We start from the raw sequence: 24,964 nt of genomic DNA, 5'->3' as shown, positions 1-24,964 counted from the left end.
TGATGCGAATTCGAAATTATTGATAAATTTTAATCAAAATATCACTACTTTTTTGTGGTATTTTTATTTCACGACAATATTGTTGCAAAAATGAAACCAGCACAAACACAAAGCCTGATATGATGTAAGGATACGCGCCACCATGCGCCACACAATGCCAGCCCGATGTTAACACCCGCAACCTTTTTCACCAGTTTGTGCACTCACCCTCCATCAGGGACCTTATAATTATGTTCGCCCAGAAGGCTTTGTTCTCCCTCAGGCTTCAGCCTTTTTCTCACAGATATGTACTGCTCGCATCAGGCGTTTTACTGTTTACCTTAAGCGGGCAGGCCCTTGCACAGACGCAGACCGCCCCCGCAAAAACAGCGCACACAGCAGACAAAAACAAAAGCAAAAACCGCCACAGCCCCGCACAGGCTGCAAAGCCTGCCAAAGCCACAGGAAACGCAGTTGAAGGCGGCACAGAAGAAGTGCTGGTAACCTCTGAACGACGCGCTGAAAGCCCGCAGAATATTGGCACATCCCTCAGCGTCATCAGCGGCAAAACACTGACCACACGTAACGTCAATAACGTGTTTGACCTGCAGTATCTTACCCCCTCCCTTCAGGTCACACCACAGTTTGGCAGCGGGCAATATGCTTTTGCTATTCGTGGGGTGGGCTTTAACGATTATGCCAGCAATAACTCCCCCACTGTTGGCGTCTATGTTGATGAAGTCGCAAACCCCGTACCTTTTGCCACCAACGGTATGATGTTTGACATTCAGCGCGTTGAGGTGCTGCGCGGCCCGCAGGGCACACTTTATGGCCGTAACACAACGGGCGGTGCCATTAACTACATTCTGAACAAACCAACATCGACTTTCCACGCTGGTGGTGACGTGCAGTATGGCCGTTTTGGCAGCACAAAAATTGACGGCTATATCTCTGGACCGCTGTCTCAAAAACTGCGCTATCGTCTGTCAGGTGAGACAGAACAGGGCGGAGCCTGGCAGCATAACAGTGACGGCATAAAACTTGGCCGGGTAAACCGTGGAGCAGCACGCCTGCTGCTCGATTATCAGGCCACTGACACGCTGAAGTTTGAGTTTAACCTGCATGGCAGCCGCGACCGCTCTGACGCAAACGGCCTGCACCTTTACAGCCCGATGTCGGCCTTTAACGCGCTCAACCCTTCTGCGCCGATTTATCCGGTCAGCTCTGACCGGTATGAAACCAACTGGGGTACATCATCAGAGTTTGCAAAGCAGCTTGGCATCAGACCCAACACCAAACCATTTTCGCATATTGATGTGGGCGGCATGAGCTTTCGTGCAGAAAAGAAACTGCCTTTTGTTACCATCACTGATCTGATCAGCTATGATAACATGCAGCGCCAGACTTATATGAATTTTGATGGCTGGTCGTCAGCTCTGGCCGATGTCGCCTTTAACACCCGCGCAAGTGTGCTGGCTAATGAGCTGCGCTTTACCTCGCCAGGCAAGCGGAGACTCACCTGGGTAGGGGGTATTTACTACGCCCACCAGTATATGAACGACCATTATCAGTCGGGCTTTTCTGACCTGTATGGCTTTGATGAGGACCTGCGCTACACCCAGATGGTTAACACCATCAGCGGTTTTGGTCAGGCCACTTATCACATCACGCCTAAACTGCGCATTACAGGCGGGCTGCGTATTGAGCATGAACAGCGCACGCTCTCTAACATGAGCTCATACGAAATTATGAATGGTGTCATTACCAACCCTGGTAACGTCGTACGCCATGAAGGAACCGACTACACCCTGCCCTCAGGCAAGTTTGAAATACAGTATAACCCCATAAAAAATGACATGCTCTATGCGTCGTTTACACGGGGTATAAAATCGGGTGGTTTTACCACCTATAACTCCGGCTCTGTCGGGGTAGCCTCAGCACCCTTTAAGCCTGAATCGCTCCTGGCGTATGAGGTCGGCAATAAGTTCTCCCTCCCCTCGCAGCATCTGCGCTTTAATGTTGCCGGTTTTTATTATGAATATAGTAACCAGCAAATTCAGTCTGCCTCACTCAACCCTAAAACCGGCCTGGTCGGCTCAATTGTTAATGCGCCACGCTCGCATATGTATGGCGGAGAGATTGAAGCAGAATGGCACCCTCTGCGCGGGCTTACCCTTTCACAGTCAGCGGGTTTTGCAGTCGGGGCATTTGACAAATTCTCATCTCTTTACAGCGCACATATTGTGAATGGCCTTTATGTCGGTGATTACCGAAACCGTAAGGGAGAAGAATTACCTTTTCCAAAATTTACGGTAAACGGGTCAGTCAGCTACACCTGGGATCTTGGGCGTTATAACCTGACAACCGGCATAGATTACAGCCTGCGCAGCACTTACCACTCTCTGTTTGGCTCGCTCTATAACGTGGCAGGCTATACCTTATGGGGGGCTGATATGTCGTTCGGCCCCAAAGATGGCAAATGGACAATAGCAGCCTTTGGTAAAAATATTTTTGACAAAAAATATGACGTAGAAAGGAATTATTTTGTTCAGGGTGCTAATATTGCCCTTGCCGGTATGCCCGCCACATGGGGTGTGCGTTTAAGTGTGAATTATTAAAACGTACATCTGATCAGCCCGGCTTCGTTTCACGCGGGAGCCGGGTTATAAAACAGAGTAATGCGATCAGTAATGGTGCAGAACAGACCACTACCATATAGACCAGGAGCCCAATACTGTTCTGAAAATCAAAAATATAATTGAAAACCGGCATAGCACTTCTGCCAAGCTCATGAATACAAAAGAGCAGACCAAAAACCGCACCCATACATGAAAAATCAGCAGGAAAACGGAAACAAATACAGGCACTCAAAACAATGCAGCTCAGAAATGCAGCATAAAAAATTATCATGATTGTAAAATTTAATTCTGCAGGCACATAAAATCCTGAAGTCATCGTTATTAATTTTAAGATAAAAAACACACCAAGCAAAAAAAATGGTGATATATATTTACTCAGAACACCGAAAAGACAAACAGAGACCATTTCTACAACACCAAGACAGATAACAAATAAACAAGGATTATTCTCATTCATCATCTCTCGTATAAAATGTATTAATAAAGAATCATGGAATGATAAAATCAAACCAGTACACAGCATAGCTGACGCCAGTACCAGAAAGGCACGCGTTCTGATAAAAGTTACAATCTGAGTATTAAAAAAAGCCTGCTTTAATGGCCTGGAGCGCATTGCTGTATCAGCTACTCTGGCCAGCTGCGCCCGCAACATATAACAGAGAAAACAACCCAGGATACAAAACAGCAGACCACAAAAATACGCTGCACTCTGCCAGGAGAGTGTTTTCTCAAGCTTCTCCCATAGCTGAACAAAAGCAATATACCCGCCCCCCATAGCGCTCACCATCAGAGCATAACTCAGACCTGCTCTCTGCCGCGGCACAGACTGACCCGTCAGAACAAAAAGAGGAACGTAAGTGGCACTCGCCTGTGCGGCTGCAAGCCACACCCCCGCGACGAGAAGAAACCACAAGGAATCTGTACAGGAAGGCAGCGCAAACAGTGCTGTGGCAGACAAAAATGAACCTGCAACCAGAACACGGGCTGCGCCATATTTATCACTTAATACGCCTGAAACATAAGAAGAAAAACCAAAGCTGACTGAATAAAGAACCGGTAACGCAACAAGCCAGGCAGAATGAGATAAAAAATCCCCGAACTGTATATAATAGATTAAAAACATCATCTGCATCGCACTGGCGCATAACAGAGTAAGGAAGCCACAGAACAGGTATTTCATATTTTCTCGTTTAGATGGCGTAAGATTAAAAATTAGTAATATACTATAACCAGCTGATTTAATACCCGGAAAACCCGCTCTGCCCCTGCATAAACAGTGCAACAAATAACTATTTAATATCGTTATTCAAAATGAAATAAACACATATTCATATAAAAATATGCAAAATGTATTTTTTTCGTGTTGTAAAAATTATAATCCACACTATTTAGAGTGTAATATATTTCGCAGATTTCGCACCATTGTAGCAAGGAGAATGGTTCCATGCTGAATAAAACACTATTTTCTGGCGTTATTACTGCTGGTGTTGTTTTTGCACTGAGCAGCCTGGTCATACCCGTGCAGGACGCCCGCTCAGCCATACTCAGCCTGTCACAGGCCACGTCATGCCTGTTTCAGTATGACGCAGCCATGCCTGCACTTAAAGCTGATGTAAAATAACAGCCATTACCCGGCTGTTATGAAGGATGGCAGGTATCACCTGCTTTTTTATACCACTCCTGCGCCTGACCTTTATTTTCAGGCACACCCTGCCCGTAAGCATATAACTGGCCTATGCGGCACATCGCATCAGAGTTACCTGCCCGCGCTGCCTGCTCGTACAGCCCTAACGCTCTGGTATAGTCCTGGTCGTCACCTGAGGCATCATTATACAGGCGGCCAGCGTTAAACATACCATCCGGGCTGCCTGCCTCAGCGGCCTTTTTATACCAGGTCAGCGCTTTCTCTTTATTGACTGGTGTGCCCAGCCCCAGCTCATACATCTCGGCTGTGCTGAACATGGCGCGGATATTGCCGTTTTCGGCGGCCATTTCATACAGGTGCAGGCCTTTTTTATAATCATGCGTACCGCCCTGACCGTTGCAGTAAGCTGTAGCAATATCAACAAGCCCCTGAGTTTTCACTGCCTGCTCAGAGCGTTTCTGCCATTTTGCTGCTTTTTTGCGGTTAACAGAGACACCCCTTCCATTTTCATACAGCGTTGCCAGGCGTGACATCGCGACCGCATTGCCTGCATCAGCTGCTTTTTCATACCATTCATGCGCTTTTTCATAATCCTGCGGCATACCATGCCCCTGCTCATAAAGCGCACCCAGGTCAAGCATAGCGGTTGCCCCGCCTGCAGCAGCCGCTTTTTCATACCACTCAAATGCCCGGTTATAATCAAGTGGCACGCCTCGCCCTGTTTGATACAGCGCACCGAGGTCGGTCATTTTCTCAGCGCTGTCAGCACTGAATGTTGATGGTCCGGGCGCTTTTTTGGCTGCCACCACCGGCGGATGAGCCCTGGCAGGCGCAGCCAGCGCCCGCACCGGAGTAAGAGGCACTATCAGCGACAGTGAAAGAAAAGCAAAAGAGCCGGATAAAGAACGCAGTGCTGTCATAATAATCTTTACACCCATCAGAAATGCAGTGCAGTTAACTGCGTTACTGCTGTGAAAATCAAAAGCAAACAAAAAAAGAATGTCTTTGTGTTTATTTTTTGGCAACTATCATATTTCAGTCAGCATGACACGTAACGCTGGTTTTTTCATACCAGAACTGTGCTTTCTGCTTATCCTCGGCAACACCATAACCATGTTCATAAAGCGCGGCTATACGACACATGGCATCGCTATTGCCTGCAGAAGCTGCTTTTTCATACCATTCGCGGGCCATACCGTAATTCTGAACAACGCCGTGACCTTTTTCGTATAAAACACCAAGAGAAGTCATGGCTGAGCTGCTGCCTGCCTGTGCGCCCTGCTGATAAAGCTCGCGCGCCCTGACATAATCCTGCGTGACGCCCTGGCCACTATCATACAGCCTGGCCAGATTGGTTATCGCACTGACATTACCCTTTTCAGCAGCCTGCTCGTACAGCTCGTGCGCTTCGCCATAGTCCTGCTGCACACCACAGTTACCGGTTTCATACAGCACGCCCAGGCTATTCATCGCGCTGTCATTCCCCTCATCTGCTGCCTGATGATAGAGCTGAAGGGCTTTTTCACAGCTTTTTGCCGCGCCATGACCATACTGATACAGCCTGGCAGCGTTCACTATACCGTCTGTATCACCGGCCTGACCGGCCTGCTGATAATAATCGAGCGCCTTTGTGTAGCTTTGAGGCACACCAAGACCACCCTCATATAAAACACCGATATTTCTGGCCGGCGCTTTATGATCACCCGCCCGGAATGCCTTGTGATACCACTCAAACGCCATGGCATAATTCTGCGCGACGCCTTTACCGGTTTTATATAAAACCCCAAGATTATTCATCGCCTGGACATTACCGGCAAGGGCGCCTTTTTCGTACCACTGAAAGGCTTTTCTCTCATCCTGCTGAACACCTTTGCCTTCAGCATAAGATATGCCAGTATACAGCATCGCCTCAGAATTACCGGCAACAGCTGCCTTGTGATACCACTTAAACGCGTTCTCATAGCTGCGCACAACACCATGCCCCTGCCGGCAAAGAGTCGCCAGATGCACCATGGCCCTGACATTGCCGGCGCTGGCACCTTTTTCATAATAGTAAAAGGCAGATGTATAATTTCCTGGCATATCATCTGCGCCATTTTCATAGAAATGACCCACAGCAAAAAAAACTTCACCCTGAACAACAGACACATAAGAGTGGGTCAGAGCCGCAGTGCTGTCTGCTCTGATCGTGTCAGATTTATTGAAATAACCAAAACATAAGAATAAAAATAAAAAACTGACTCCACATAATTTTAATATGTTTTTCATAACAGACTGTTTTTATCCTTAAAAAGTTATTTATATTTTTATTTAAATACAGTTCACTATTTAATAAATAAAACCTGGAATTTTATCTTATTTTATCTGCATAAAAATTTAAAGCTCTTAAGTGTTCAGGGGCTCTAGCATAACAAGCAAAATCCCCACAACCCGAAAAATGAATATTTTTTCAACTTCTGGTATTATCTATATAAATGTATCAACCATACATTTTATGTATTTTTCTGCATAATTATTAACTTTAATATGTTTTTCAATAAGATACCTGTTTTTCAACAGAAACACCTGCCTGCATCTGGTTTTTTATTTCGAATAGAAAATAATTACTGAGTTTTCGAAAATTCCCCGCCAGATAAAACCTGCCCTTAGTATCTGATTACCTTATATAAACTGAAGAGTTCTGCCTCACACAACTGTCATTTTTCGCTGGTATAAAGTCAGCCTACAGTCATAATAAGCATTTCTTCAACCTGCACATCAGGCACACCCCGAAGAAAAATAAAACTAACAAAAACACCGTTGTACAAACGGGAGCACTGGGGAAAATTTACTCATGGCCTGGCAACAGATCTACGATCCCGTCGGCAATATCTGGCTTTCGGGCCTGGTCGCACTCACGCCCATTCTCTTTTTCTTTTTTGCTCTTCTGGTTCTCAAACTCAAAGGGCACATTGCCTGCACCATTACAGTAGGTATCACCCTGGCCATTGCCATTCTGTTTTATAAAATGCCTGCCCTGACTGCTGTCAGTGCCGGGCTTTATGGTTTTTCCTACGGGCTGTGGCCTATTTCATGGATCATCATAGGCGCTGTATTTTTATATAAAATCTCGGTCAAAACCGGGCATTTCGACATTATCCGCCATTCGATCTCCTCTGTATCAGAAGATCACCGTATTCAGGTTCTTCTTGTTGCCTATAGTTTTGGTGGCTTTCTGGAGGGAGCCGCTGGCTTTGGCGCACCTGTGGCCATTACCACCGCCCTTCTGGTGGGCTTAGGCGTGCCTGCCATCACTGCCGGCGGGCTGTGTCTGATTGCTAATGCTGCGGCCGGTGCCTTTGGGGCTATGGGCATTCCGGTCATTGTAGGGGCACAGGTTATTGGCGCGGCACCTGACGCTGTCAGCGCTCATGTTGGCTACCTGCAAATGGTCATTGCTTTTATCATCCCGATCTGGCTGGTGGCTATGTCTGACGGCCTGCGCGGTCTGCGTGAAATCTGGCCGGCTATTTTTGTTGCCGGCGCCTCCTTCGCCCTCCTTCTGGGTGGGACAGCCGTGTTCATCGGCCCTGAGCTGCCCGATATTATCGCCCCCCTGGGCACACTGATTATTCTGCCGTTTTTTCTGCGCTTCTGGCAGCCAAAGCATATCTTCAAATTTAAAAACGACACACAGGCCGTCACTCCGGCTGTCACGGCACGTGCCTGCAGCATGGCTGAAATTGCCCGAGCATGGTCTCCTTTTGTTATTCTGACTTTCTGTGTCGCCCTGTGGAGCCTTAAACCTGTTAAACGTCTGTTTGCTGCCGGTGGCCCGCTGAACTGGACAACACTGACTTTTAACTTCCCCGGTTTGCACGACAAGGTGCTCAAAAGCCCGCCGCTGACAGATATGCCAACACCATATCACGCCGTTTTTCACCTCGATTTTATCTCATGTGTTGGTACGGCCATTATTCTTTCCGCCATCATTTCAGTGTTTGTGCTGAGAATGAAGCCAGCCGTTGCCGCCGAGACATTTTTTGAAACAATCAGCAGCCTCAAAATCTCTATTTATGCCATTGGCATGGTGCTGACCTTTGCGTTTCTGGCCAATTATTCAGGCCTTTCAACTACGCTGGCTCTGGTTATGGCCCGCTCAGGCCGTGCCTTTACCTTCTTCTCACCTGTGCTGGGCTGGCTTGGTGTTTTCCTCACCGGGTCTGACACCTCATCAAACGCCCTGTTTGGCGGGCTTCAGGCTGCAACCGGGCGACAGATCGGGGTAACAGCAGATATTCTCATCGCAGCGAATACGGTTGGCGGTGCAGTCGGCAAAATGATCTCACCACAGTCCATTGCTGTGGCCTCTGCCGCTGTGGGCCTGACCGGCCAGGAAGGAAAGCTGCTCGGTTTTACACTAAAATGCAGCATTATCCTTGCGCTGCTGTGCGGTGCAGCGACCTCACTGCTCGTCTATATTTTTTAACACCTGCACCTGATACGCCTTAGCCTGCAGTTAAGGCGTATTGTGCAGCGGCCCCTGTTACATACCGGCATTAACCGTCGGCGTGGCCTCACGGTCTCCAATCAGCACGACCAGCAGATTTGAAATCATTGCAGCACGCTGCTCAGGTGGAAGCGGCGCGCCCATACGCTTTTCAAGGCTGTTCAGCGCATCATCAATAATAGCAACTGCCCCTTCGGTAATGATACGCCGGGCAGAAATAACCGCACTGGCAGCCTGCTTACGCAACATTGCCCCGGCAATTTCAGGAGCATAGGCAAGGTGAGAAATGCGCGCTTCAACAATCTCTATCCCCACAGAAACCATGCGCTGCTGTAACTCGTTAAGCAACAGGCCGGCCAGGGCATCGCTGCCATCACGCAGTGTCAGGCCAGAGTGAATGGGGTGCTCAGGCGGGTGGCCTGTGGCATCAGGCTGTTCGGTCGGATCGTAAGGATACTGGCTTGCCAGCACCCGCAGCGTTGTTTCACTTTGTGCGGCAACATAGTCCTGATAATCATCAACCTCGAGCAATGCACAGGCAGCCTCTGACACGCGCCAGATAATAACAGCCCCGATCTCGACCGGGTTGCCCACAGCATCATTGACCTTCAGGGGGCCGCTTTCTTCCGTTTTCAGTCGTAAAGAGACTTTCTCACGAGAATAAAACGGGTTTATCCACCAGAAACCCGGGCGCGCCAGAGTGCCACGATAAGCCCCCAGAAACAGACACACAACGGCCTGATTCGGTTGCAGCACAACCAGCCCCTTAAGGACGAGTAAAGCAAATATCAGCAGGGTCGCACCCACAGCAGGCCCTGCCACCGCGCCGGCACCAGGGAGATCGGGATCAGAATGCGTGATACAAAACAGAGCCGGAAGCGCCAGCAACACACCGACGCCCAGCGCAGCCCAGGCACTCATCGAAAAAATTACACGCTCAGCAATACGCTGCGTGACGCGCTTTTTATTTTCAACATCTGGCACAGGCTCAGACGATAAAGTACCAACCATTAAAAAAGACCCTTTATTACAGAAGAAACGGGCCATTAATGCTGCCCTGAGCCAGGCGGATACTAGCAGTCCGACTTCTGCACGGCTATCTTTTTCAATAATCAGGCAGAATATTAAACAAAGCTCAGTCTGCTATGCTGCTGCCCGTCAGCCCCGAAATTATCAGCGGCAAGCCAGCGCTTATAACCTGCACGCAGGCGGGGCCATTCCTGGTCAGTTATCGCAAACCAGGCGGTGTCACGGTTATGGCCTTTTACAACCATGTGCTGGCGAAAAAGCCCCTCAAACCTGAAACCAAAACGCTCTGCTGCACGCTTTGAGGGTTCATTTGCGTTATCACACTTCCACTCAAGCCGCCTGTAGCCCAGAGCAAAAACATAATCCGCCATAAGGAAGAGTGCTTCTGTTGCAACACGCGTACGGGCTATGGCCGGCCCCCATAAAATACTGCCAATTTCTGTTACACCATGGGCTGTGCTGGTGCGCATCAGAGCCTGTCGCCCCTCGGCCCGCCCGGTCACTTTATCAATAACCGCAAAAAATAACGGGTCCTGACCGGCAGCGGCCTTCTCTGTCCAGGCGTGTTGTGCCGCAGGGTTTGCAGGCACCTCGTCAAAAAGATACCTGAAGCGTGCCTCTGCTCCAGGGGCTGTCGCCGCCTCGAATAATGTCTGTGTATGCTGTGCGGCATCCAGGGGCACGAGTGCCGTAAACGTGCCCTCCAGCCTTTTACGCTCAGGCGCGGGCGCGCCCTGCCAGTCTGAACACACCCTCTGATCCTCCTGTGGTTTATTATAGCAGTCGCTGGGCCATATAGGGGGATGAGGCATCAAAAAATTCCTTATTATGCGTAAGTTCAGCTTCTATCACCTGCAGGCTTGCCAGCGCACGCAGCATCTCCTCACGCACCGACAAATTCATCTCCATACGTTCACAGCGCTGAAGACGCAGGGCAGCCAGGTGCGCCGCCCGGGCTGTGCGCCCGTACTGGCGTCCATATCGCCCTGAGAAATGCTGCATACGACGCAGCAGGAGCTGTACCGCCCGCTCGGCCTCTGATGACAGGACATGCCGTGACATAATGGCCCGCAGGCTCAGAATATTAAGCCCGATCGTAATGGCTGATAACACGCCACTGATATAGCTTTGCAAAACAAGAGATTTCTTATCCCCTGATATAGAAGAAAGAGAAACAAAATTCTCAATCCCCCGGCCAATCACCTCGGCTGGTGACGGAGGATTGCTCCAGGTCGCCAGGCGCCGCATCAGACGTAAAATGCCCGCACGCATATCCCAGCGCAAACCATCAGGATCAACCGGCAGGAAAACGCGATACATCCACATGACATATGTCATTGATAAAACGAGCGGCAACGCCGTGTTAAAATAAAGCAGCTCATCCATCCGCCCCTGGTTCATCGGGCCGACCAGAATAGGCAGAAACAGATTATAGGCCACCGCCCCCAGCACCAGAGCAGGAGACGCAAAAGCCAGCCCCCCCAGCAGCATAGGTACAGCCAGACACATAGCCAGCATCTCGTATGTCGTGGGGTGTGACATCACCCACAAATCGAGCACGCCACAGGCAAGCACTGAACATAATGTGCCATGGAGAAAGGCCCGTGTCGCCAGAGCAGGCTGCTCAAGTGTGGAGAATAACGAACAGACAATGGAAACAAACATCAGAAATGTAAGACCATCAGGCCAGGCGGTTGTGATCCATATCAGCCCGGCGAAAAAGATAGTAACCGAAGCCCGCAAACTGTTCGTAATCGCCACCGGCCAGTCACGGTAGCTATGCATACCATAATGAAACGTGTCGTGCGGCTGAGGGTTACGGCTCATCTCAAACTGCTCAAGCGTAAGCCGCAGTTCGTTCAGCACCTCATTAAGCTTGTGTAAAAGCTGCCCCTGCCCGGCGATAATCCCTTCACGCTGCATATCAACAGGGGGGCGAACTGCGGCCGTCATTTCAGCCTCAAGGCAGAGTGCGGCCATTGAGCGGCAAAGCCCCTGAAGCTGCACCAGTTCAGCCAGCACCGGAACAGCAGACATATCAGCCTGTAACCTGTCAGGTAAAACCTGCAAAAAGCGCTCTGTCTGTTCAATAATCTGCTGAAAATCGCTCCCCTTCTCCGCCACCGTGCCTTGCAGGGCTAACAGTTCCATCCCCCGTGAGAGCAGCACCGTCATGGCCGCGAGTGCTGCCCTGGCATGATCACCCTCATGATGGTGTTTACCCATTTCAATTTCAGCAAACTCGATCTGGTCACTCAGGGTCAGGATAGTCCCGAAGACATCGGATGAAGAGACAACAGCCTGACGGTCACCCTTTATGGTGCTGATCAGCGTGCGGGTGGCGCCGCCAAAAGCCTGCACAAAATTTGCTGCCAGCCTGTTTTTCGCACGGTTTTCCAGACGATACTGAAACAGCGATGATATAACCGTTTCAACCACGATACCCAGTGTAATATAGGTCGCACGTGCCATAGCGATATCAAAAATATGATGCGGTGCCGCGGCACCATCAAGTGCGATAATCGCGTAAGTAAAACCCGAGGCACGCATGCCATGTATACGGTAGTTGGTCATGGTCGGAGGGCCAGGCAGCAGCGTGCCGATAAAACAAAACCCGCCAATACCTGCGGCCAGGAACAATACATATAAAAGCGGCGCCTGCGGCATGCAGGCCACCAGTGTCACAGCGCAGATCGTGCCCACAACCATGCCGAACATATGCCAGCGCGCTTTGGCGATCGATTTACCACGCGTACCCTGAGCTATCATCCACACAGTAAGTGCTGCCCACTGCGGGCTGCCAAGCTCCCACCACAATGCGATACCCAGCGCAATAAGCGAGGAAATCGTTGTGCGCACTGCATAACCAAACGATAAAAAATCGGGGGCATAAAGCCAGCGAAAATGATCAAGACGACGCGGCCTGCCATCCTGAGCCATAAGCTGCCGGGTAAAACCAGCCAGACGCTGATAAAACTGACTGACAGAAGATGCGGTATACCTCACGCTCTGCCCCACCCGTCTTTTCGGATATTTTGCGCTCTCATGCCCTCCGTCATACCCCGGATAAGACACAAGCTGTCATACCATCTTGTCATAGGCGAACCGCTCTGAGTGGGGGGACAACCCCTCACTCAGAGAATAACTAACTGGCTATCAGCGCCATCCGGGCCATCCGGATAAAAAACGCACCTTTTCCCAGAAGCTCATAAATCTCAGCTGCGGGTCCTGGTCACCACATACAGGACACACATGAGGATAAACCAAACAATCACTTTTCTGATAAAAAAACGCATGCCATGTGCACTTTTGACACTGCACAAGCAAATACGGCTTTCGGGGCCTCATAACCATTTTTTTACCTCAAAAATCTGACATTAACCTTCAGGAATAAATGTCTTTCTGGCAGTATTACCTATAATATTTGTCGTTACGCCATCAAATGCACCACCGACAACACCACCCACTAAAGGCACCATTTTAGTTAAGTTCAGAACGCCTGTTGTGCCGGCTTTTGTCATCAGTCTGAAGCCAACAGCTTTATTAATCGTTTTAATCATCTCTCCGGTTATATATTTTTGGATCGCTGATGCCGTAAATTTAGTACCTATCTGCACACCGGCAGTTTTCATCACTTCGGACGACGCACTATTGCCTGTCATACAGACAAAACATAATGTTTTCACTCTGTCATCAAGTACATTGTGCCCGCCCATGTGGGCAATACCGGCGATCATACGTAATTGTATGTACATACTCGATGCCATATTGGCAGGAATAGCTGCAGGAAGTGTGACCAGCCCACCAAGATTTGTAACAAAACCACCGGTTGCTGCTTTAGTATTCTGCCACCGTATTAAACTATTGGCTGCTTCTTTCAGATTATGACCATTAGAATGAAGATACTCATCAGCCAGCTCCTGAGCTGTGCCTAAAACGCCACCACCTGACACAGCTTTTTCGTAGCCCCACTCAAGCGCTTTCTCAATAACACCTGATTTTTTATCTGACATCCCCGTCGCATTCTGCTTTATAACAAAATGTTTGCTATATACTGACGGTTATTTTTTCTCGTCAACTTACCATTCTGTTCTTAAATAAAAAGATAATTTATATGAAACAGTATGTTAGTCTATCACCAGATATATAAAGGATAACGATATCCTATGATTCCCCGTTACAGTGACCACGCTGCCAATGAGCGCACATTTCTGGCCTGGGTCCGCACGGCTCTGGCCATGGTTGCTTTTGGAGCAGTGCTCGCCAAATTTAATCTTTTTCTGCGCCTGACAGTGGCACAGAACCTGTCTGAAAGCGGCAATACGCATCAGGCTACTGCTGTGCTGGGCATTACCTTCGTTACACTGGGTATTGCGTTATTCCTTCTCTCTTACCGGCGTTTTTGTCGCACACGTAAAGAAATCAGAGATGAAACGCTGCACACCCCCGAAAGACCGGTCATGGAGCTGATTACAACAATAGCGCTCGCCGGCCTTGGCATAACCGTGCTGATTGCCCTGATCAAAGAGCTGTCTTTCTGAGCCGACCGCTCCTGGCAGTCCCCCCGCTAACCGGACTGGATATTACGCTCTGACTTTATGTAAAATACGCGCAGGCAGGTCGCGTACAACTGCTGTGACTTTACGCCACAGGCAGGGAATATAGACGATCGGCTCAACCGGGTCCTGAGCGATCATTACCAGCTGCTCAGCCACACGGGCAGGTGTCGCCCACAGCATATAATTGTCAGTATGTGAGGACATCACCGGCCCATCAAGCAGGTCAAGTTTTGCCACAACCGCAGACGCCCCAAAAGGGCGTAACCGCTGTGATAATGTTTCTATCAGACGAGAGAGGCCGGTATGAGCCGCCTCACCGGCATCATTTGAATGACGCACCTGATCTGAAACAACAGAACACACAGCAACCAGCACACCATTGCGCTGTTTTTCAAGCTGCGCAGCCGCAGCCTGACACCACTGAACAGCCCCTGAAAAATTTGAACGAACAATAGCAGGCCCGGCCATACGCTGTTTTACGTTGCTTTGATGGCTCAGAAAACCATAAAACACGAAAACAAGGTCAACATGCCCGCCAAGGTCAGCCACCATCCTGCCGAAAGAAAAATCAGCCCCCTGCTCACAGGCATCGTCAGTGACACGTGTCGTGCACCGCACTGCACCGGCGGCTTCGAGCTGCTGGGCCAGCTGCTCAGCCCGCAGGCCGTTGCGGGCCACAAGCACAAACTCAGCCCCCTGACGGGCATAACGGAGGGCTGTTGCCTCAGCCATGGCAGAAAGCGCACCAAGGATAATAATCTTTTTACTCATTGCAATAAATTCTCTTTTTAAAAACCTGATACTATCGTTCAGTGCGCTGCGTGCCCCGGCCGGCGGTTCGGAGCAAAACCGGCATACAGTATATATTATTACGAAAAATACATTAAAAATAATCTGTTAAATCATACTTTTAAATATATTTCCCGTAAAATTATTAATGAATTTTAATCTTATAATTCACTCTTATATTGCATGAAGTCAAGAGTAAACCATGCGCTTTACGTGTGACATCATTTTAAAAGAAGGGTATCTCCTCTCTGTTGTTTAAAAACAACAGATGAACAAAGCACAAAAGGCCCACGACACAATGAACATTGCTGCATGGATGAAACAGTCAGCCGTTGCTTTTGGTACCAGTGGTGTACGCGGGCTGGTCAGTGCTCTGACAGATGAGCTGTGCTATATATGCACAAAAGGCTACCTTCTCTATCTGGCAACGCAGGGGGAGTTTAAACCCGGCAGCCCCGTTGCTGTTGCAGGGGACCTGCGCCCAAGCACCCCTCATATTATGAAAGCCTGCATTGCCGCTATTGAGGATATGGGAGGCAAGGTCGTTTTTTGCGGGGCTGTACCATCACCTGCTTTATGTTCTTTTGCCTATGCCCGAAACATGCCCTCACTCATGATCACCGGCAGCCACATTCCCGATGACCGTAACGGTATTAAATTCAACCGGGCCTGCGGGGAGTTCCTTAAAACTGACGAGCAGGGCATGCTCTCTCAGGATGTTACACTACCTGACGGGCTGACTGACACACATGGCGCACTGATCAGCCCGCCCGCTTTCCCGCCCGTCACTGATATTCTCCCGCCATTTATCGCCCGCTATACAGATTTTTTTGGCACAGACGCGCTGAAAGGCCTTAAACTTGGCATTTATCATCACTCTGCCGTAGGGCGTGATGTGCTGATGCAGATTATGCAGACACTGGGGGCTGAGGTTACACCCCTCGGGCGTTCAGAAACCTTTATTCCGGTTGATACTGAGGCTGTCCGCCCCGAAGATGTCATTCTGGCGCGCGAATGGAGCAGCGCCGGTACGTTTGATGCTATCCTCACGACCGACGGCGACTCAGACCGCCCGCTTCTGGCTGACGAAACCGGCACCTGGCTGCGGGGCGATACGCTTGGCCTGTTAACCGCTCAGTTTTTAAAAGCAGGCAGCGTCACCACCCCGGTCAGCAGCAATACAGCCCTTGAGCGCAGTCAGCTCACCAGCCACGCCATACGTACCCGCATTGGTTCACCCTATGTCATTGACGCGATGAACGCGGCTGCCTCTGCCGGGCACACTCCGGCTGTAGGTTACGAAGCCAATGGCGGTTTTTTGCTGGCAAGCCCTGTAACCCTTAACGGGCGCACTATTACAGCCCTGCCTACGCGTGACTCTGTTTTGCCCATGCTGTGCGCTCTGGTAGCCAGCCAGCGCATACCTGGCCGCTGCCTGTCAGCACTTGTTGCCAGCCTGCCCGCGCGCATCACTGACAGTGACCGCCTGAAAGAGATGCCAACTGACACCAGTAAAGCACGCCTGCAAGCACTGCTGAGCGCACCAGAGCGGGATGAAACCGTCAGTGCACTCAGCAAGGCCTGTGGTATGCCGGAGGATATCAACCTGACGGATGGCGTAAGGCTCACTTTTGCCTCTGGCGAAATTGTGCATCTGCGCCCATCAGGCAATGCACCTGAGCTGCGGGTGTATGTTGAGGCTGACAATGCTGAGCGTGCCCGTGCCCTGCTCACCCTGGCGCTCAGACAGGTCAGCCGCTGGCGCGACTAATATGCGAAGAGCCGGATGAACCGCTGTAACAGACTGGATTGTGTGCCTCTCTTCCTCCGGGTCATGTCATGGCTTTCAACACAGAGTGAAAACTCATGAAAAATTCAGGGTGTTACGCAATCTTTCAGTGGTGCAGCCAGGCATAAACCAGCAAAGCAAGTGTTACGGTCACAAAACCACCAATCTTAGTGGCAACCTGAGCACTCGCCATGAGCGAAAGGCGCTCCCCCGCGCTGAGTATCGCCACATCGCCCGCACCGCCTGAGCTGGCATGGCAGACCATGATCATCGCGGCCTCAACCGGATACATGCGTAAAAACCGGGCCATTATAAAACCGGTGCCGGCCAGCGCCGCCACGGTGCATGCCACTGTTATGCAAATAGCCGGTGAAAAAGCCGCAACCAGCGGCTGCCAGGGAGTTAGCACAACACCAATACAAAACATGAGCGGATAGGTGCACGACGTGGCAAAAAACCGGTAAATCCAGCGGGCGCCCTCTTCCATACTCACCGGGATCAGATGGCCTGTTTTCAGCATAATGGCGAGAAAGAGCATGATGAGCGGTGCAGGAAATGAGATAACATGCTCAATAACAGACGACACGCCATAAAGCGTAATCAAAGCCAGGCCTGATGTCGCCACGCGCCCCGGGTCAGAAATAAGAGGGAGATGAACCTGCGGGTCAGCCTCATCATTCTCTGCGTCCATAATCAGCAGGTTGCCGTTGCCTGTCAGCACGGGTTTACGCACCCCAAGAGTGTGCAGCCCGCCTGCAATGACAATGGCGCAGATATTCGCCATAGCCACAATAGGCAGCAGCCCGCCGATGAGAGACGCCTCTGACTGATGCGTTATCGCCGCATAGCCGGTAGCAAGAGGCACTGCCCCCTCGCCCACACCACCGGCCATAACCGGCACAAGAATAAAAAACAGAATATATTTTGCATCAAGACCGCACAGCAGGCCAACAGCCATGCCCACACCAAAAGCCACAAGGGAGGCCACAGCAAGAGGGTTTAATACCTTGATGATATTGGCAAGAAGAGTTTTTCGGTTCATCGAAAAAATGCTGCCAACAACTACAGCTGTTACAAAAAGATAGAGAAAATTACTCTGTTTATAAAAGGCTGTAATCGCGCTCTCAAGCGGGTGTGGCAGCAGCCCGTAAAATACGAGAGCTGACGGCAGAAATGTGTTCAGGATAACAGCCCCGCCCACCGAACGAAAACCCGGTATGCGGTGCCCGATTTCGGCCAGCGGGTATGAACACACAGCCAGCACAACAGACATAATACATAAATCAGAACTGACCCTGCCCTGCACCACCAGAATGATGACACAGACAGCAGCTATCAGAAAAACAGGCAGCGGCATTAATGAGATCCGAAATGCCGCCACCCTTTGCCATAATGACAAAGGCGGAGATGAAAAACCTGTGTCTCTCAAAGAATGTTTATTCATTGTATTCTTTTTCATTGAAGGAGACAGAAAAAAATCAGGGGGCTAAACCATTACCCCTTTGCTGCGCAGCAACGTATCAATACGTTCTGAATCGCCCTTTTCGCGTGCGTTCGTCTGGCGGATATTTTCCTCTTTCACGAGGTGCGCCTGTACTTTTGGCATCAGAGAGGGCAGCTCAGCGACAGGAATGGCAATAATACCATCAGCATCAGCCAGCAGCAGGTCACCCGGCATGACAACCAGCCCGCCACAGCTGATGGGAATATTAACAGCACCCGGACCATCTTTAGCTGGCCCGCGATGAGTGTGGCCTCTTGCAAAACAGGCCATGCCCCCTTCATCCCACTCAGCCAGGTCGCGCACGGCACCATCAATCACGAAGCCACCCAGTTTACGTGCCAGGGCTGTTGTGCGCATCAGCCCGCCCACAATAGCCTGCTCGGTTGAGCCCCCGGCATCAATCACAACCACATCACCCGGCTCTGCCATCAGCAGGGCTTTATGAATAATCAGGTTATCACCCGGGCGGGTACGCACCGTAACAGCCCGGCCACAAACAGGCGTATGAATATCAGGATGATAAGGCCGCAACCCTGTTGCCCCGATGCTGCGGCCCATACAATCACCCGCGACTGCAACGGGAACAGCCCGCCAGGCCTCAAGCACATCAGCCGCGATTGCCGCACCATTAGGCAGAATACGCCAGCCCGGCGGCCAGCTGTACTGCTCATCGGGAACGATATAACTCATGATCAGCTCTCCTGCATCTGCGATATGGCGAAAAACTGATCGCAGATTAGGCTTCCCATTTCGTAAATATCTATTCAATAATTTTCAGGTATTAATAACTTCTGGTTATCAGACATGCATCTTGATTCCCGCGATCTGCGCTATTTTGAAGTCATTGCCGGGCTGGGCCATGTGCGCGCAGCTGCCGGGCAGCTTAACCTGAGCCAGCCAGCTGTAAGCAAATGTATTGCCCGGCTTGAGCAGAATATCGGCGCCAGGCTGTTTGAACGCGAAGGGCGCGGCATTCGCCTTACCCCCGTGGGTGAAGCCCTGTTGCAGCAGGCCCGTCGCCTGAATGTGATCAATGCTAACGCCCTGCGTGACATACAGGACTTTGCCTCGGGCGATGCCGGCACCCTTCGCCTTGGCTGTGGCCCTGTGATGTCAGAGTTATTTCTGCCTGCTGTCTGTGCCCTGCTCACCCGGCATATGCCCGGTGTCAAAGTGACCATTCTGGTCGGAATGAACTACACACTACGCGAAAAACTGCAGCAGGGTGATATCGACGCTATTCTGGGCCTGGTCACACCAGATGATGCACTTTTCACAGCATACCCGCTGTTAGAGGATACAGCCGTTGTTGCAGCCAGCAGCCGCCACCCGCTTTTTAAAAAACCTGATGTAAGCCCTGAAGATGTCGCACAGGCGCACTGGGTGTTGCCTGTGCGTGAGGTTGCCAGCCGCTTATGGCTTGATGCACAGTTCAGGCACCATAAACTGCCCCCTCCGCAGGCTCAGATAGAGGTCAATGCCACCCCTCTGCTACTGCCGATGATTGCTCATAGTGACATGCTCTGTTTTATCTCGCGTCATATGCTGGCCCGCCAGGTGCAGGAGCCACAACTCAAAGAGCTGCCCATTGCGGCACTCACGATGCCACGCGCGCTGGGCCTTACAGTTGTCAAAGACTGGCGCACCCCCACTGTGCAGCGCTTTACTGACCTGCTGCACTCAACGCGCCTTGATGCCCCGCTTGTGACAGTCTGACCCTTAGCCCCCGTTGCTTTGCCGCCAGGCGCGGGGTGAAACACCAAACCACCGCCTGAATGCACGGCTGAAAGCACTTGTTTCAGCATAACCAAGACGAGCAGCGATCTCACTCACGTCAACATGGGGCAGGCTCAGCAGATGCAGGGCCGCTCTCTGCCGGGTTTCCTCCAGCAGGGCTGAATAAGACAGATCAAACTGGGAGAGCCTGCGCTGCAGGGTCCAGGCAGGCAGAGACATGCTCTGTGCCACCTCATTCAGTTCAAACGCACCATGGGGCAGCAGCCCCTGCAAATGCTGCATCACCTGCTCTTTAAGAGAGAGCTTACTGTCTGCGGGTTGTGCAATTTGCGCCGCAGCCTCTGCCCGCCCCAGTGCCTGCAGGGAGGAACGGACCACATCAAGCAATATCGGGTCTGCTCCCGGCATGGGAGCCGAAAGACCTTTGCTCGAAAAAACCAGCGCATTAGTTGCGCATCCAAAACGAATATCAGCCTGAAAAGCATCCCGGTGTGCTGTGGCCTGCTCAGGCTGCGCATGAGCAAAACGCACAAGCCGGGGTTGCCACTCAGGCCCGAGACCAGCCCGCAAAATATTACAAAACATCCCCAGTGTCAGTTCAGCATCCTGGCGGCGATCCTGAATAGCAGGGTCGGTAATCATATATTCAAGGGTAAAGTCATCATCCGTTTCAGCCAGCCCGGTAAAAGTGCGGCTCTGATGATAGCCAAAACAGGCAGCCAGATTACGCACGGCCTCCTCCACCGTGGCGGAGCAAAGTGCGACATACCCCACAAGCCCGAGCTGACGCGGCATAAACTGCTGACCAAAACGCAGGCCAATATTGCCGTCACGCGTATCAACCGCAGCTTCAGTAAAAAGGCGGCAATAGCCCGCCAGGTCGAGATGTTCGGTCGGCAGGGCAAACTGTGAGGGAGACAGCCCCGCCCGCCCGGCAATGCGCTCAACATCCCCCCCTGATTCGCTCAGAAACAGCTCTGCCCCTGTCGCTGCTGAGGCAAGAACATGAGACTGCAACTCTGTCTGCCGACCTGATCCTCTTGAAGAAGATGACATGATGCTCCCGCCCCTCGCTCTGCGCTCCAGTAATACTATTTTAGATTTTATTGTTACGATATGTCAAAACATTGTACTCCGCTGTCAAGTCATTTTCGATACGAAACAGATATAATTGCTGTATCGAACATATCCGGATTCTGCACTTTTCCGGCCTCGCAACAATAAAAAGATGAAAGTTAATCAATGGGATATGGCTACACCATTGGTGGCGAACACTACGTTTTTGCAGACCTGAAAACCCTCCTGGCCAAAGCCTCACCCCTGCGCTCGGGTGACCAGCTTGCCGGCCTTGCTGCCTCATCTGACGCGCAGCGCATTGCCGCACGCCATGCCCTGGCCAGCCTGCCGCTCGAAACTTTTCTCAACACGGCCCTCGTCCCTTATGAAGACGACGACGTCACGCGTCTTATCATAGACACGCACGACAAAGCCGCCTTTGCGCCACTGTCTTCTATGACAGTCGGAGACTTCCGCAACTGGCTGCTGTCAGACGCTGCCACGACCGAAGCCCTTGCCCGGGTCGCTCCCGGTATTACGCCAGAAATGGCTGCGGCTGTCAGTAAAATTATGCGCAACCAGGACCTGATGAGTGTTGCCCGTAAGATTACGGTTATCACCCGTTTTCGCAACACGATCGGCCTGCCTGGTCATCTGAGCACACGCCTGCAGCCAAACCACCCGACCGATGACCTCAAAGGCATTGCGGCCTCAACCCTCGACGGCCTGCTTTACGGCTCGGGCGATGCCGTGATTGGCATTAACCCTGCCACAGACAGCGTTGCCAACGGCTTTGCCCTGCTCGACATGCTCGACCATGCACGTCAGCACTACAATATTCCGACCCAGACCTGCGTGCTCACCCATGTCACCAACACCATTGAGATCATGAACAAAGGTGGCGCGGTTGACCTGGTGTTCCAGTCCATCGCCGGCACACAAAAAGCCAACGAAGGCTTTGGTGTTACCCTCAGCGTGTTGCAGGAAGCCTATGACGCAGCCCTGAGCCTGAAGCGCGGCACCACAGGCCAGAATGTCATGTATTTCGAAACCGGCCAGGGCGCTGCCCTCTCGGCCGGAGCACATCACGGCATTGACCAGCAAACGGTTGAAACCCGCGCCTATGCCGTTGCCCGTGCCTATAACCCGCTGCTGGTCAACACTGTGGTGGGCTTTATCGGGCCGGAATATCTTTATGACGGCAAACAGATTGTCCGCGCCGGTCTTGAAGATCATTTCTGTGCCAAGCTGATGGGCGTGCCCATGGGCTGCGATGCCTGCTACACCAACCATGCCGAAGCCGACCAGGACGACATGGATAATCTGATGGTGCTGCTTGCTGCGGCGGGCATCACCTTCCTGATCGGTGTGCCTGGTGCTGATGATATCATGCTCAATTATCAGAGCCTCTCGTTTCATGACCTGCTGGCACTGCGTAACCTGATGAACCTCAAACCTGCCCCTGAATTTGCCGCATGGCTTGAGCAGATGGGCCTGTATGACACCGCAACAGAGCGGATGCTCGATGTGCCTGCCGCCCAGAGCCAGCTGCGCCTGATGGTGGGGTAAGAGCATGTCAGACGAGATTATCCCCCACGCACAACATGCTGACCTGTGGCACAGCCTGCGCCACCTGACCCGTGCACGCATTGGCTTGGCACGCACAGGCACCGCCCTGAAAACACATGATGTGCTTGATTTTCAGGCGGCTCATGCTCAGGCACGTGATGCTGTGCATACCCCGCTTGATGTTGCTGCTCTTCAGGCCACTGTCGCCCCGGAAGAGTGCCTTGTGGTGCACAGCCAGGCACCTGACCGCCCCACCTATCTGCGCCGGCCTGACCTGGGCCGCCGCCTGGATGAAGGCTGTGCAGCACAGCTGACAAAAGGCGACTGGGATGTGGTTTTTGTCGCGGCAGATGGCCTCTCCTCCTTCGCGACACAACAAAATGCCGTGCCCCTTTATAAAGCGATGAAAGACCGCCTGACCGGCTGGCGCATTGCCCCGCTGGTCATTGCCACACAGGGGCGCGTTGCCCTGGGGGACGACATTGCCGTCGCCCTGGGTGCAAAAATGGTCGTGATGATGATTGGCGAGCGCCCTGGCCTGAGCGTTGCCGACAGCCTTGGGGTGTATCTGACCTACAACCCTTATACCGGCTGCCCTGACTCAGCGCGCAACTGCCTCTCCAACATTCACCCCAACGGGCTGAGCATCTCTGGCGCGGCCACCAAGCTCACCTGGTTTTTAAACGAAGCCCGCACACTCAAACTCACCGGTGTCGGCCTGAAAGACGCCGCCCCTGAAGAAGGTGTTCTTTCAGACAGTTCCACCCCTCTTCTGCAAAAGGATCATGATATATGAGCAACGCGCCTGCGCATCTTCATAAGTCACTGAGCGCGTTCCATCTCTGGGGCATTGCCGTCGGCCTCGTTATTTCAGGCGAATATTTTGGCTGGAGCTATGGCTGGGCCACAGCAGGCACCCTCGGCTTTTTGCTGGCTACGGTTTTTGTCGCTGCCATTTATACAAGCTTTATCTTCAGTTTTACCGAGCTGACCTGCGCTATTCCCCATGCCGGCGGCCCTTTCTCCTACAGCTCACGCGCCCTGGGCCGGTGGGGCGGGCTGATTGCCGGCCTTGCCACACTGGTTGAGTTCATTTTTGCTCCTCCCGCCATTGCACTGGCTATTGGTGCATATCTGAATGTGCAGTTTCCTGGCCTGCCCCCAAAAGTGGCTGCCTGTGGAGCCTATATTGTCTTTATGACACTCAACATCGTGGGTGTGCGTATTGCCGCAACCTTTGAGCTGTTCATTACCATTGCAGCCATTCTTGAGCTGCTGGTGTTTATGGGTGTCGTCTCCCCCGCCTTCTCATGGGACAATTTTATGCATGACGGCTGGGGTGTAAGCGGCTCTCACTTTGGCTGGGGCGCCATTGGCGGCATTTTCGCGGCTATGCCTTTCGCGATCTGGTTCTTCCTCGCTATTGAAGGTGTGGCAATGGCCGCAGAAGAAGCCAGCAACCCGAAACGCTCTATTCCTGTTGCCTATATCGCCGGTGTGCTGACCCTGGTGAGCCTGGCTTTTGGTGTAATGATTTTTGCCGGTGGTGCAGGTGACTGGCATGCTCTTGCCAACCTTAACGACCCGCTGCCCCAGGCGATGAAAACCGTTGTTGGCCCCCATAGTGGCTGGCTGCATATGCTGGTCTGGCTGGGTCTGTTTGGTCTGGTTGCCTCACTGCACGGCATTATTATGGGCTATGCCCGCCAGATTTTCGCCATGGCACGGGCCGGCTTTCTGCCTGCGTTCCTTGGCAAACTGCATCCGCGCTTTCAGACCCCCGCAGCGGCAACTATTGCGGGTGGCGTCATTGGTATGGCCGCCATTTTCTCTGACGACATCATCTCCGTCAATGGCCAGTCGCTCACGGCAACACTGGTCACCATGTCAGTTTTCGGGTCACTGACCATGTATGTGATGAGCATGATCAGCCTGTTTCGTCTGCGCAAAAACGAGCCTGATCTGGAGCGTAGCTACAAAGCACCTTTCTACCCTGTTCTGCCTGCTCTGGCGCTGGGTGGAGCGGCTGTTCTGCTGGGGGCTGTTGTATTCTTCAACCCTCAGGTCTGCATGATTTATGTTGGCCTTATGGTGGTGCTCAGCATCTTCTTCATGCGCGCTTACATGAAAAGCCAGGAGCCTCAGTAATCAAAAAATCATCCTGAAAAATAAAATTAAAA

The 24,964-nt window shown here is 51.6% G+C and carries 20 protein-coding genes; 9 read left to right on the top strand and 11 right to left on the bottom strand.

The window, feature by feature from the left end:
- The first annotated feature begins 230 nt into the window (after positions 1-230).
- Positions 231-2,597, top strand: coding sequence for a TonB-dependent receptor (locus GOB58_RS09035; RefSeq protein WP_173559967.1), 2,367 nt, complete (start codon positions 231-233; stop codon positions 2,595-2,597).
- Positions 2,598-2,610: 13 nt separating this feature from the next.
- On the opposite strand, the gene GOB58_RS09030 is transcribed toward GOB58_RS09035, so the two are convergent.
- On the bottom strand, positions 2,611-3,798 hold the full coding sequence (locus GOB58_RS09030; RefSeq protein WP_173559966.1) for an MFS transporter: 1,188 nt from the start codon (positions 3,796-3,798) through the stop codon (positions 2,611-2,613).
- A gap of 264 nt (positions 3,799-4,062) precedes the next feature.
- On the opposite strand from GOB58_RS09030, the gene GOB58_RS09025 reads away from it, so the two are divergent.
- On the top strand, positions 4,063-4,239 hold the full coding sequence (locus GOB58_RS09025) for a hypothetical protein (RefSeq protein ID WP_158092813.1): 177 nt from the start codon (positions 4,063-4,065) through the stop codon (positions 4,237-4,239).
- 17 nt (positions 4,240-4,256) lie between these two features.
- Here GOB58_RS09025 and GOB58_RS09020 read toward each other — a convergent pair whose 3' ends face one another.
- Together GOB58_RS09020 and GOB58_RS09010 are read right to left on the bottom strand one after the other, a co-directional pair.
- A complete protein-coding gene (locus GOB58_RS09020) occupies positions 4,257-5,183 on the bottom strand; it encodes a tetratricopeptide repeat protein (RefSeq protein ID WP_173559965.1) in 927 nt (308 codons plus the stop codon).
- A 115-nt stretch (positions 5,184-5,298) separates the two neighbouring features.
- Positions 5,299-6,531, bottom strand: a complete 1,233-nt coding sequence (locus GOB58_RS09010) for a tetratricopeptide repeat protein (RefSeq protein ID WP_173559964.1) — start codon at positions 6,529-6,531, stop codon at positions 5,299-5,301.
- 565 nt (positions 6,532-7,096) lie between these two features.
- On the opposite strand from GOB58_RS09010, the gene GOB58_RS09005 reads away from it, so the two are divergent.
- On the top strand, positions 7,097-8,731 hold the full coding sequence (locus GOB58_RS09005; protein ID WP_173559963.1) for a lactate permease LctP family transporter: 1,635 nt from the start codon (positions 7,097-7,099) through the stop codon (positions 8,729-8,731).
- A gap of 57 nt (positions 8,732-8,788) precedes the next feature.
- On the opposite strand, the gene GOB58_RS09000 is transcribed toward GOB58_RS09005, so the two are convergent.
- The 4 genes from GOB58_RS09000 to GOB58_RS08985 all read right to left on the bottom strand — a co-directional run bounded on the left by GOB58_RS09000 (position 8,789) and on the right by GOB58_RS08985 (position 13,794).
- Positions 8,789-9,763, bottom strand: a complete 975-nt coding sequence (locus GOB58_RS09000) for an SPFH domain-containing protein (protein WP_173559962.1) — start codon at positions 9,761-9,763, stop codon at positions 8,789-8,791.
- Positions 9,764-9,876: 113 nt separating this feature from the next.
- Positions 9,877-10,533, bottom strand: a complete 657-nt coding sequence (locus tag GOB58_RS08995) for a GNAT family N-acetyltransferase (protein ID WP_233127738.1) — start codon at positions 10,531-10,533, stop codon at positions 9,877-9,879.
- 22 nt (positions 10,534-10,555) lie between these two features.
- Entirely contained in the window at positions 10,556-12,721 is a 2,166-nt protein-coding gene (locus tag GOB58_RS08990) for an FUSC family protein (protein WP_086553613.1), read from the bottom strand.
- A 437-nt stretch (positions 12,722-13,158) separates the two neighbouring features.
- Positions 13,159-13,794, bottom strand: coding sequence for an EcsC family protein (locus tag GOB58_RS08985; RefSeq protein ID WP_173559961.1), 636 nt, complete (start codon positions 13,792-13,794; stop codon positions 13,159-13,161).
- Between the two features lie 153 nt (positions 13,795-13,947).
- Between GOB58_RS08985 and GOB58_RS08980 the strand changes: the two genes are divergently transcribed.
- Positions 13,948-14,322: a YidH family protein gene (locus GOB58_RS08980; protein WP_086553592.1), complete on the top strand. Its 375-nt coding sequence runs from the start codon at positions 13,948-13,950 to the stop codon at positions 14,320-14,322.
- A 42-nt stretch (positions 14,323-14,364) separates the two neighbouring features.
- On the opposite strand, the gene GOB58_RS08975 is transcribed toward GOB58_RS08980, so the two are convergent.
- A complete protein-coding gene (locus tag GOB58_RS08975; protein WP_173559960.1) occupies positions 14,365-15,111 on the bottom strand; it encodes an SDR family NAD(P)-dependent oxidoreductase in 747 nt (248 codons plus the stop codon).
- Between the two features lie 334 nt (positions 15,112-15,445).
- Between GOB58_RS08975 and GOB58_RS08970 the strand changes: the two genes are divergently transcribed.
- Positions 15,446-16,900, top strand: coding sequence for a phosphomannomutase (locus GOB58_RS08970; protein ID WP_173560030.1), 1,455 nt, complete (start codon positions 15,446-15,448; stop codon positions 16,898-16,900).
- A 124-nt stretch (positions 16,901-17,024) separates the two neighbouring features.
- On the opposite strand, the gene GOB58_RS08965 is transcribed toward GOB58_RS08970, so the two are convergent.
- A complete protein-coding gene (locus tag GOB58_RS08965; protein WP_158092930.1) occupies positions 17,025-18,275 on the bottom strand; it encodes a 2-hydroxycarboxylate transporter family protein in 1,251 nt (416 codons plus the stop codon).
- A 129-nt stretch (positions 18,276-18,404) separates the two neighbouring features.
- Entirely contained in the window at positions 18,405-19,112 is a 708-nt protein-coding gene (locus GOB58_RS08960) for an RraA family protein (RefSeq protein ID WP_086635779.1), read from the bottom strand.
- Between the two features lie 114 nt (positions 19,113-19,226).
- Between GOB58_RS08960 and GOB58_RS08955 the strand changes: the two genes are divergently transcribed.
- On the top strand, positions 19,227-20,138 hold the full coding sequence (locus tag GOB58_RS08955; protein ID WP_173559959.1) for a LysR family transcriptional regulator: 912 nt from the start codon (positions 19,227-19,229) through the stop codon (positions 20,136-20,138).
- A gap of 3 nt (positions 20,139-20,141) precedes the next feature.
- On the opposite strand, the gene qhpR is transcribed toward GOB58_RS08955, so the two are convergent.
- Positions 20,142-21,215: an AraC-like transcriptional regulator QhpR gene (qhpR, locus tag GOB58_RS08950; RefSeq protein ID WP_086553599.1), complete on the bottom strand. Its 1,074-nt coding sequence runs from the start codon at positions 21,213-21,215 to the stop codon at positions 20,142-20,144.
- A 186-nt stretch (positions 21,216-21,401) separates the two neighbouring features.
- On the opposite strand from qhpR, the gene GOB58_RS08945 reads away from it, so the two are divergent.
- From GOB58_RS08945 to eat, 3 genes are read left to right on the top strand one after another with little or no spacing between them, the layout of a single operon-like run.
- Positions 21,402-22,784, top strand: a complete 1,383-nt coding sequence (locus GOB58_RS08945) for an ethanolamine ammonia-lyase subunit EutB (RefSeq protein ID WP_173559958.1) — start codon at positions 21,402-21,404, stop codon at positions 22,782-22,784.
- Positions 22,785-22,788: 4 nt separating this feature from the next.
- Positions 22,789-23,580 carry an ethanolamine ammonia-lyase subunit EutC gene (gene eutC, locus GOB58_RS08940; protein WP_086553601.1) on the top strand — a complete coding sequence of 264 codons (792 nt, stop codon included), beginning with the start codon at positions 22,789-22,791 and terminating at the stop codon, positions 23,578-23,580.
- Positions 23,577-24,932: an ethanolamine permease gene (eat, locus tag GOB58_RS08935; protein ID WP_086553602.1), complete on the top strand. Its 1,356-nt coding sequence runs from the start codon at positions 23,577-23,579 to the stop codon at positions 24,930-24,932. Before eutC ends, eat begins: the two co-directional genes overlap by 4 nt.
- The last annotated feature ends 32 nt before the right edge of the window (positions 24,933-24,964 follow it).

The sequence above is a fragment of the Acetobacter thailandicus genome (assembly GCF_011516655.1).
Taxonomy (GTDB): Bacteria; Pseudomonadota; Alphaproteobacteria; order Acetobacterales; family Acetobacteraceae; genus Acetobacter; species Acetobacter thailandicus.
Note: the sequence above shows the minus strand (reverse complement) of the source record. Positions and strands in the feature narration are given on the sequence as shown.

Coding starts and splice junctions, on each gene's coding strand:
- GOB58_RS09035 (WP_173559967.1), top strand. CDS start 231: ATGTTCGCCCAGAAGGCTTTGTTCTCCCTCAGGCTTCAGCCTTTTTCT.
- GOB58_RS09030 (WP_173559966.1), bottom strand. CDS start 3,798: ATGAAATACCTGTTCTGTGGCTTCCTTACTCTGTTATGCGCCAGTGCG.
- GOB58_RS09025 (WP_158092813.1), top strand. CDS start 4,063: ATGCTGAATAAAACACTATTTTCTGGCGTTATTACTGCTGGTGTTGTT.
- GOB58_RS09020 (WP_173559965.1), bottom strand. CDS start 5,183: ATGACAGCACTGCGTTCTTTATCCGGCTCTTTTGCTTTTCTTTCACTG.
- GOB58_RS09010 (WP_173559964.1), bottom strand. CDS start 6,531: ATGAAAAACATATTAAAATTATGTGGAGTCAGTTTTTTATTTTTATTC.
- GOB58_RS09005 (WP_173559963.1), top strand. CDS start 7,097: ATGGCCTGGCAACAGATCTACGATCCCGTCGGCAATATCTGGCTTTCG.
- GOB58_RS09000 (WP_173559962.1), bottom strand. CDS start 9,763: ATGGTTGGTACTTTATCGTCTGAGCCTGTGCCAGATGTTGAAAATAAA.
- GOB58_RS08990 (WP_086553613.1), bottom strand. CDS start 12,721: ATGGCTCAGGATGGCAGGCCGCGTCGTCTTGATCATTTTCGCTGGCTT.
- GOB58_RS08985 (WP_173559961.1), bottom strand. CDS start 13,794: ATGTCAGATAAAAAATCAGGTGTTATTGAGAAAGCGCTTGAGTGGGGC.
- GOB58_RS08980 (WP_086553592.1), top strand. CDS start 13,948: ATGATTCCCCGTTACAGTGACCACGCTGCCAATGAGCGCACATTTCTG.
- GOB58_RS08975 (WP_173559960.1), bottom strand. CDS start 15,111: ATGAGTAAAAAGATTATTATCCTTGGTGCGCTTTCTGCCATGGCTGAG.
- GOB58_RS08970 (WP_173560030.1), top strand. CDS start 15,446: ATGAAACAGTCAGCCGTTGCTTTTGGTACCAGTGGTGTACGCGGGCTG.
- GOB58_RS08965 (WP_158092930.1), bottom strand. CDS start 18,275: ATGCCGCTGCCTGTTTTTCTGATAGCTGCTGTCTGTGTCATCATTCTG.
- GOB58_RS08960 (WP_086635779.1), bottom strand. CDS start 19,112: ATGAGTTATATCGTTCCCGATGAGCAGTACAGCTGGCCGCCGGGCTGG.
- GOB58_RS08955 (WP_173559959.1), top strand. CDS start 19,227: ATGCATCTTGATTCCCGCGATCTGCGCTATTTTGAAGTCATTGCCGGG.
- qhpR (WP_086553599.1), bottom strand. CDS start 21,215: ATGTCATCTTCTTCAAGAGGATCAGGTCGGCAGACAGAGTTGCAGTCT.
- GOB58_RS08945 (WP_173559958.1), top strand. CDS start 21,402: ATGGGATATGGCTACACCATTGGTGGCGAACACTACGTTTTTGCAGAC.
- eutC (WP_086553601.1), top strand. CDS start 22,789: ATGTCAGACGAGATTATCCCCCACGCACAACATGCTGACCTGTGGCAC.
- eat (WP_086553602.1), top strand. CDS start 23,577: ATGAGCAACGCGCCTGCGCATCTTCATAAGTCACTGAGCGCGTTCCAT.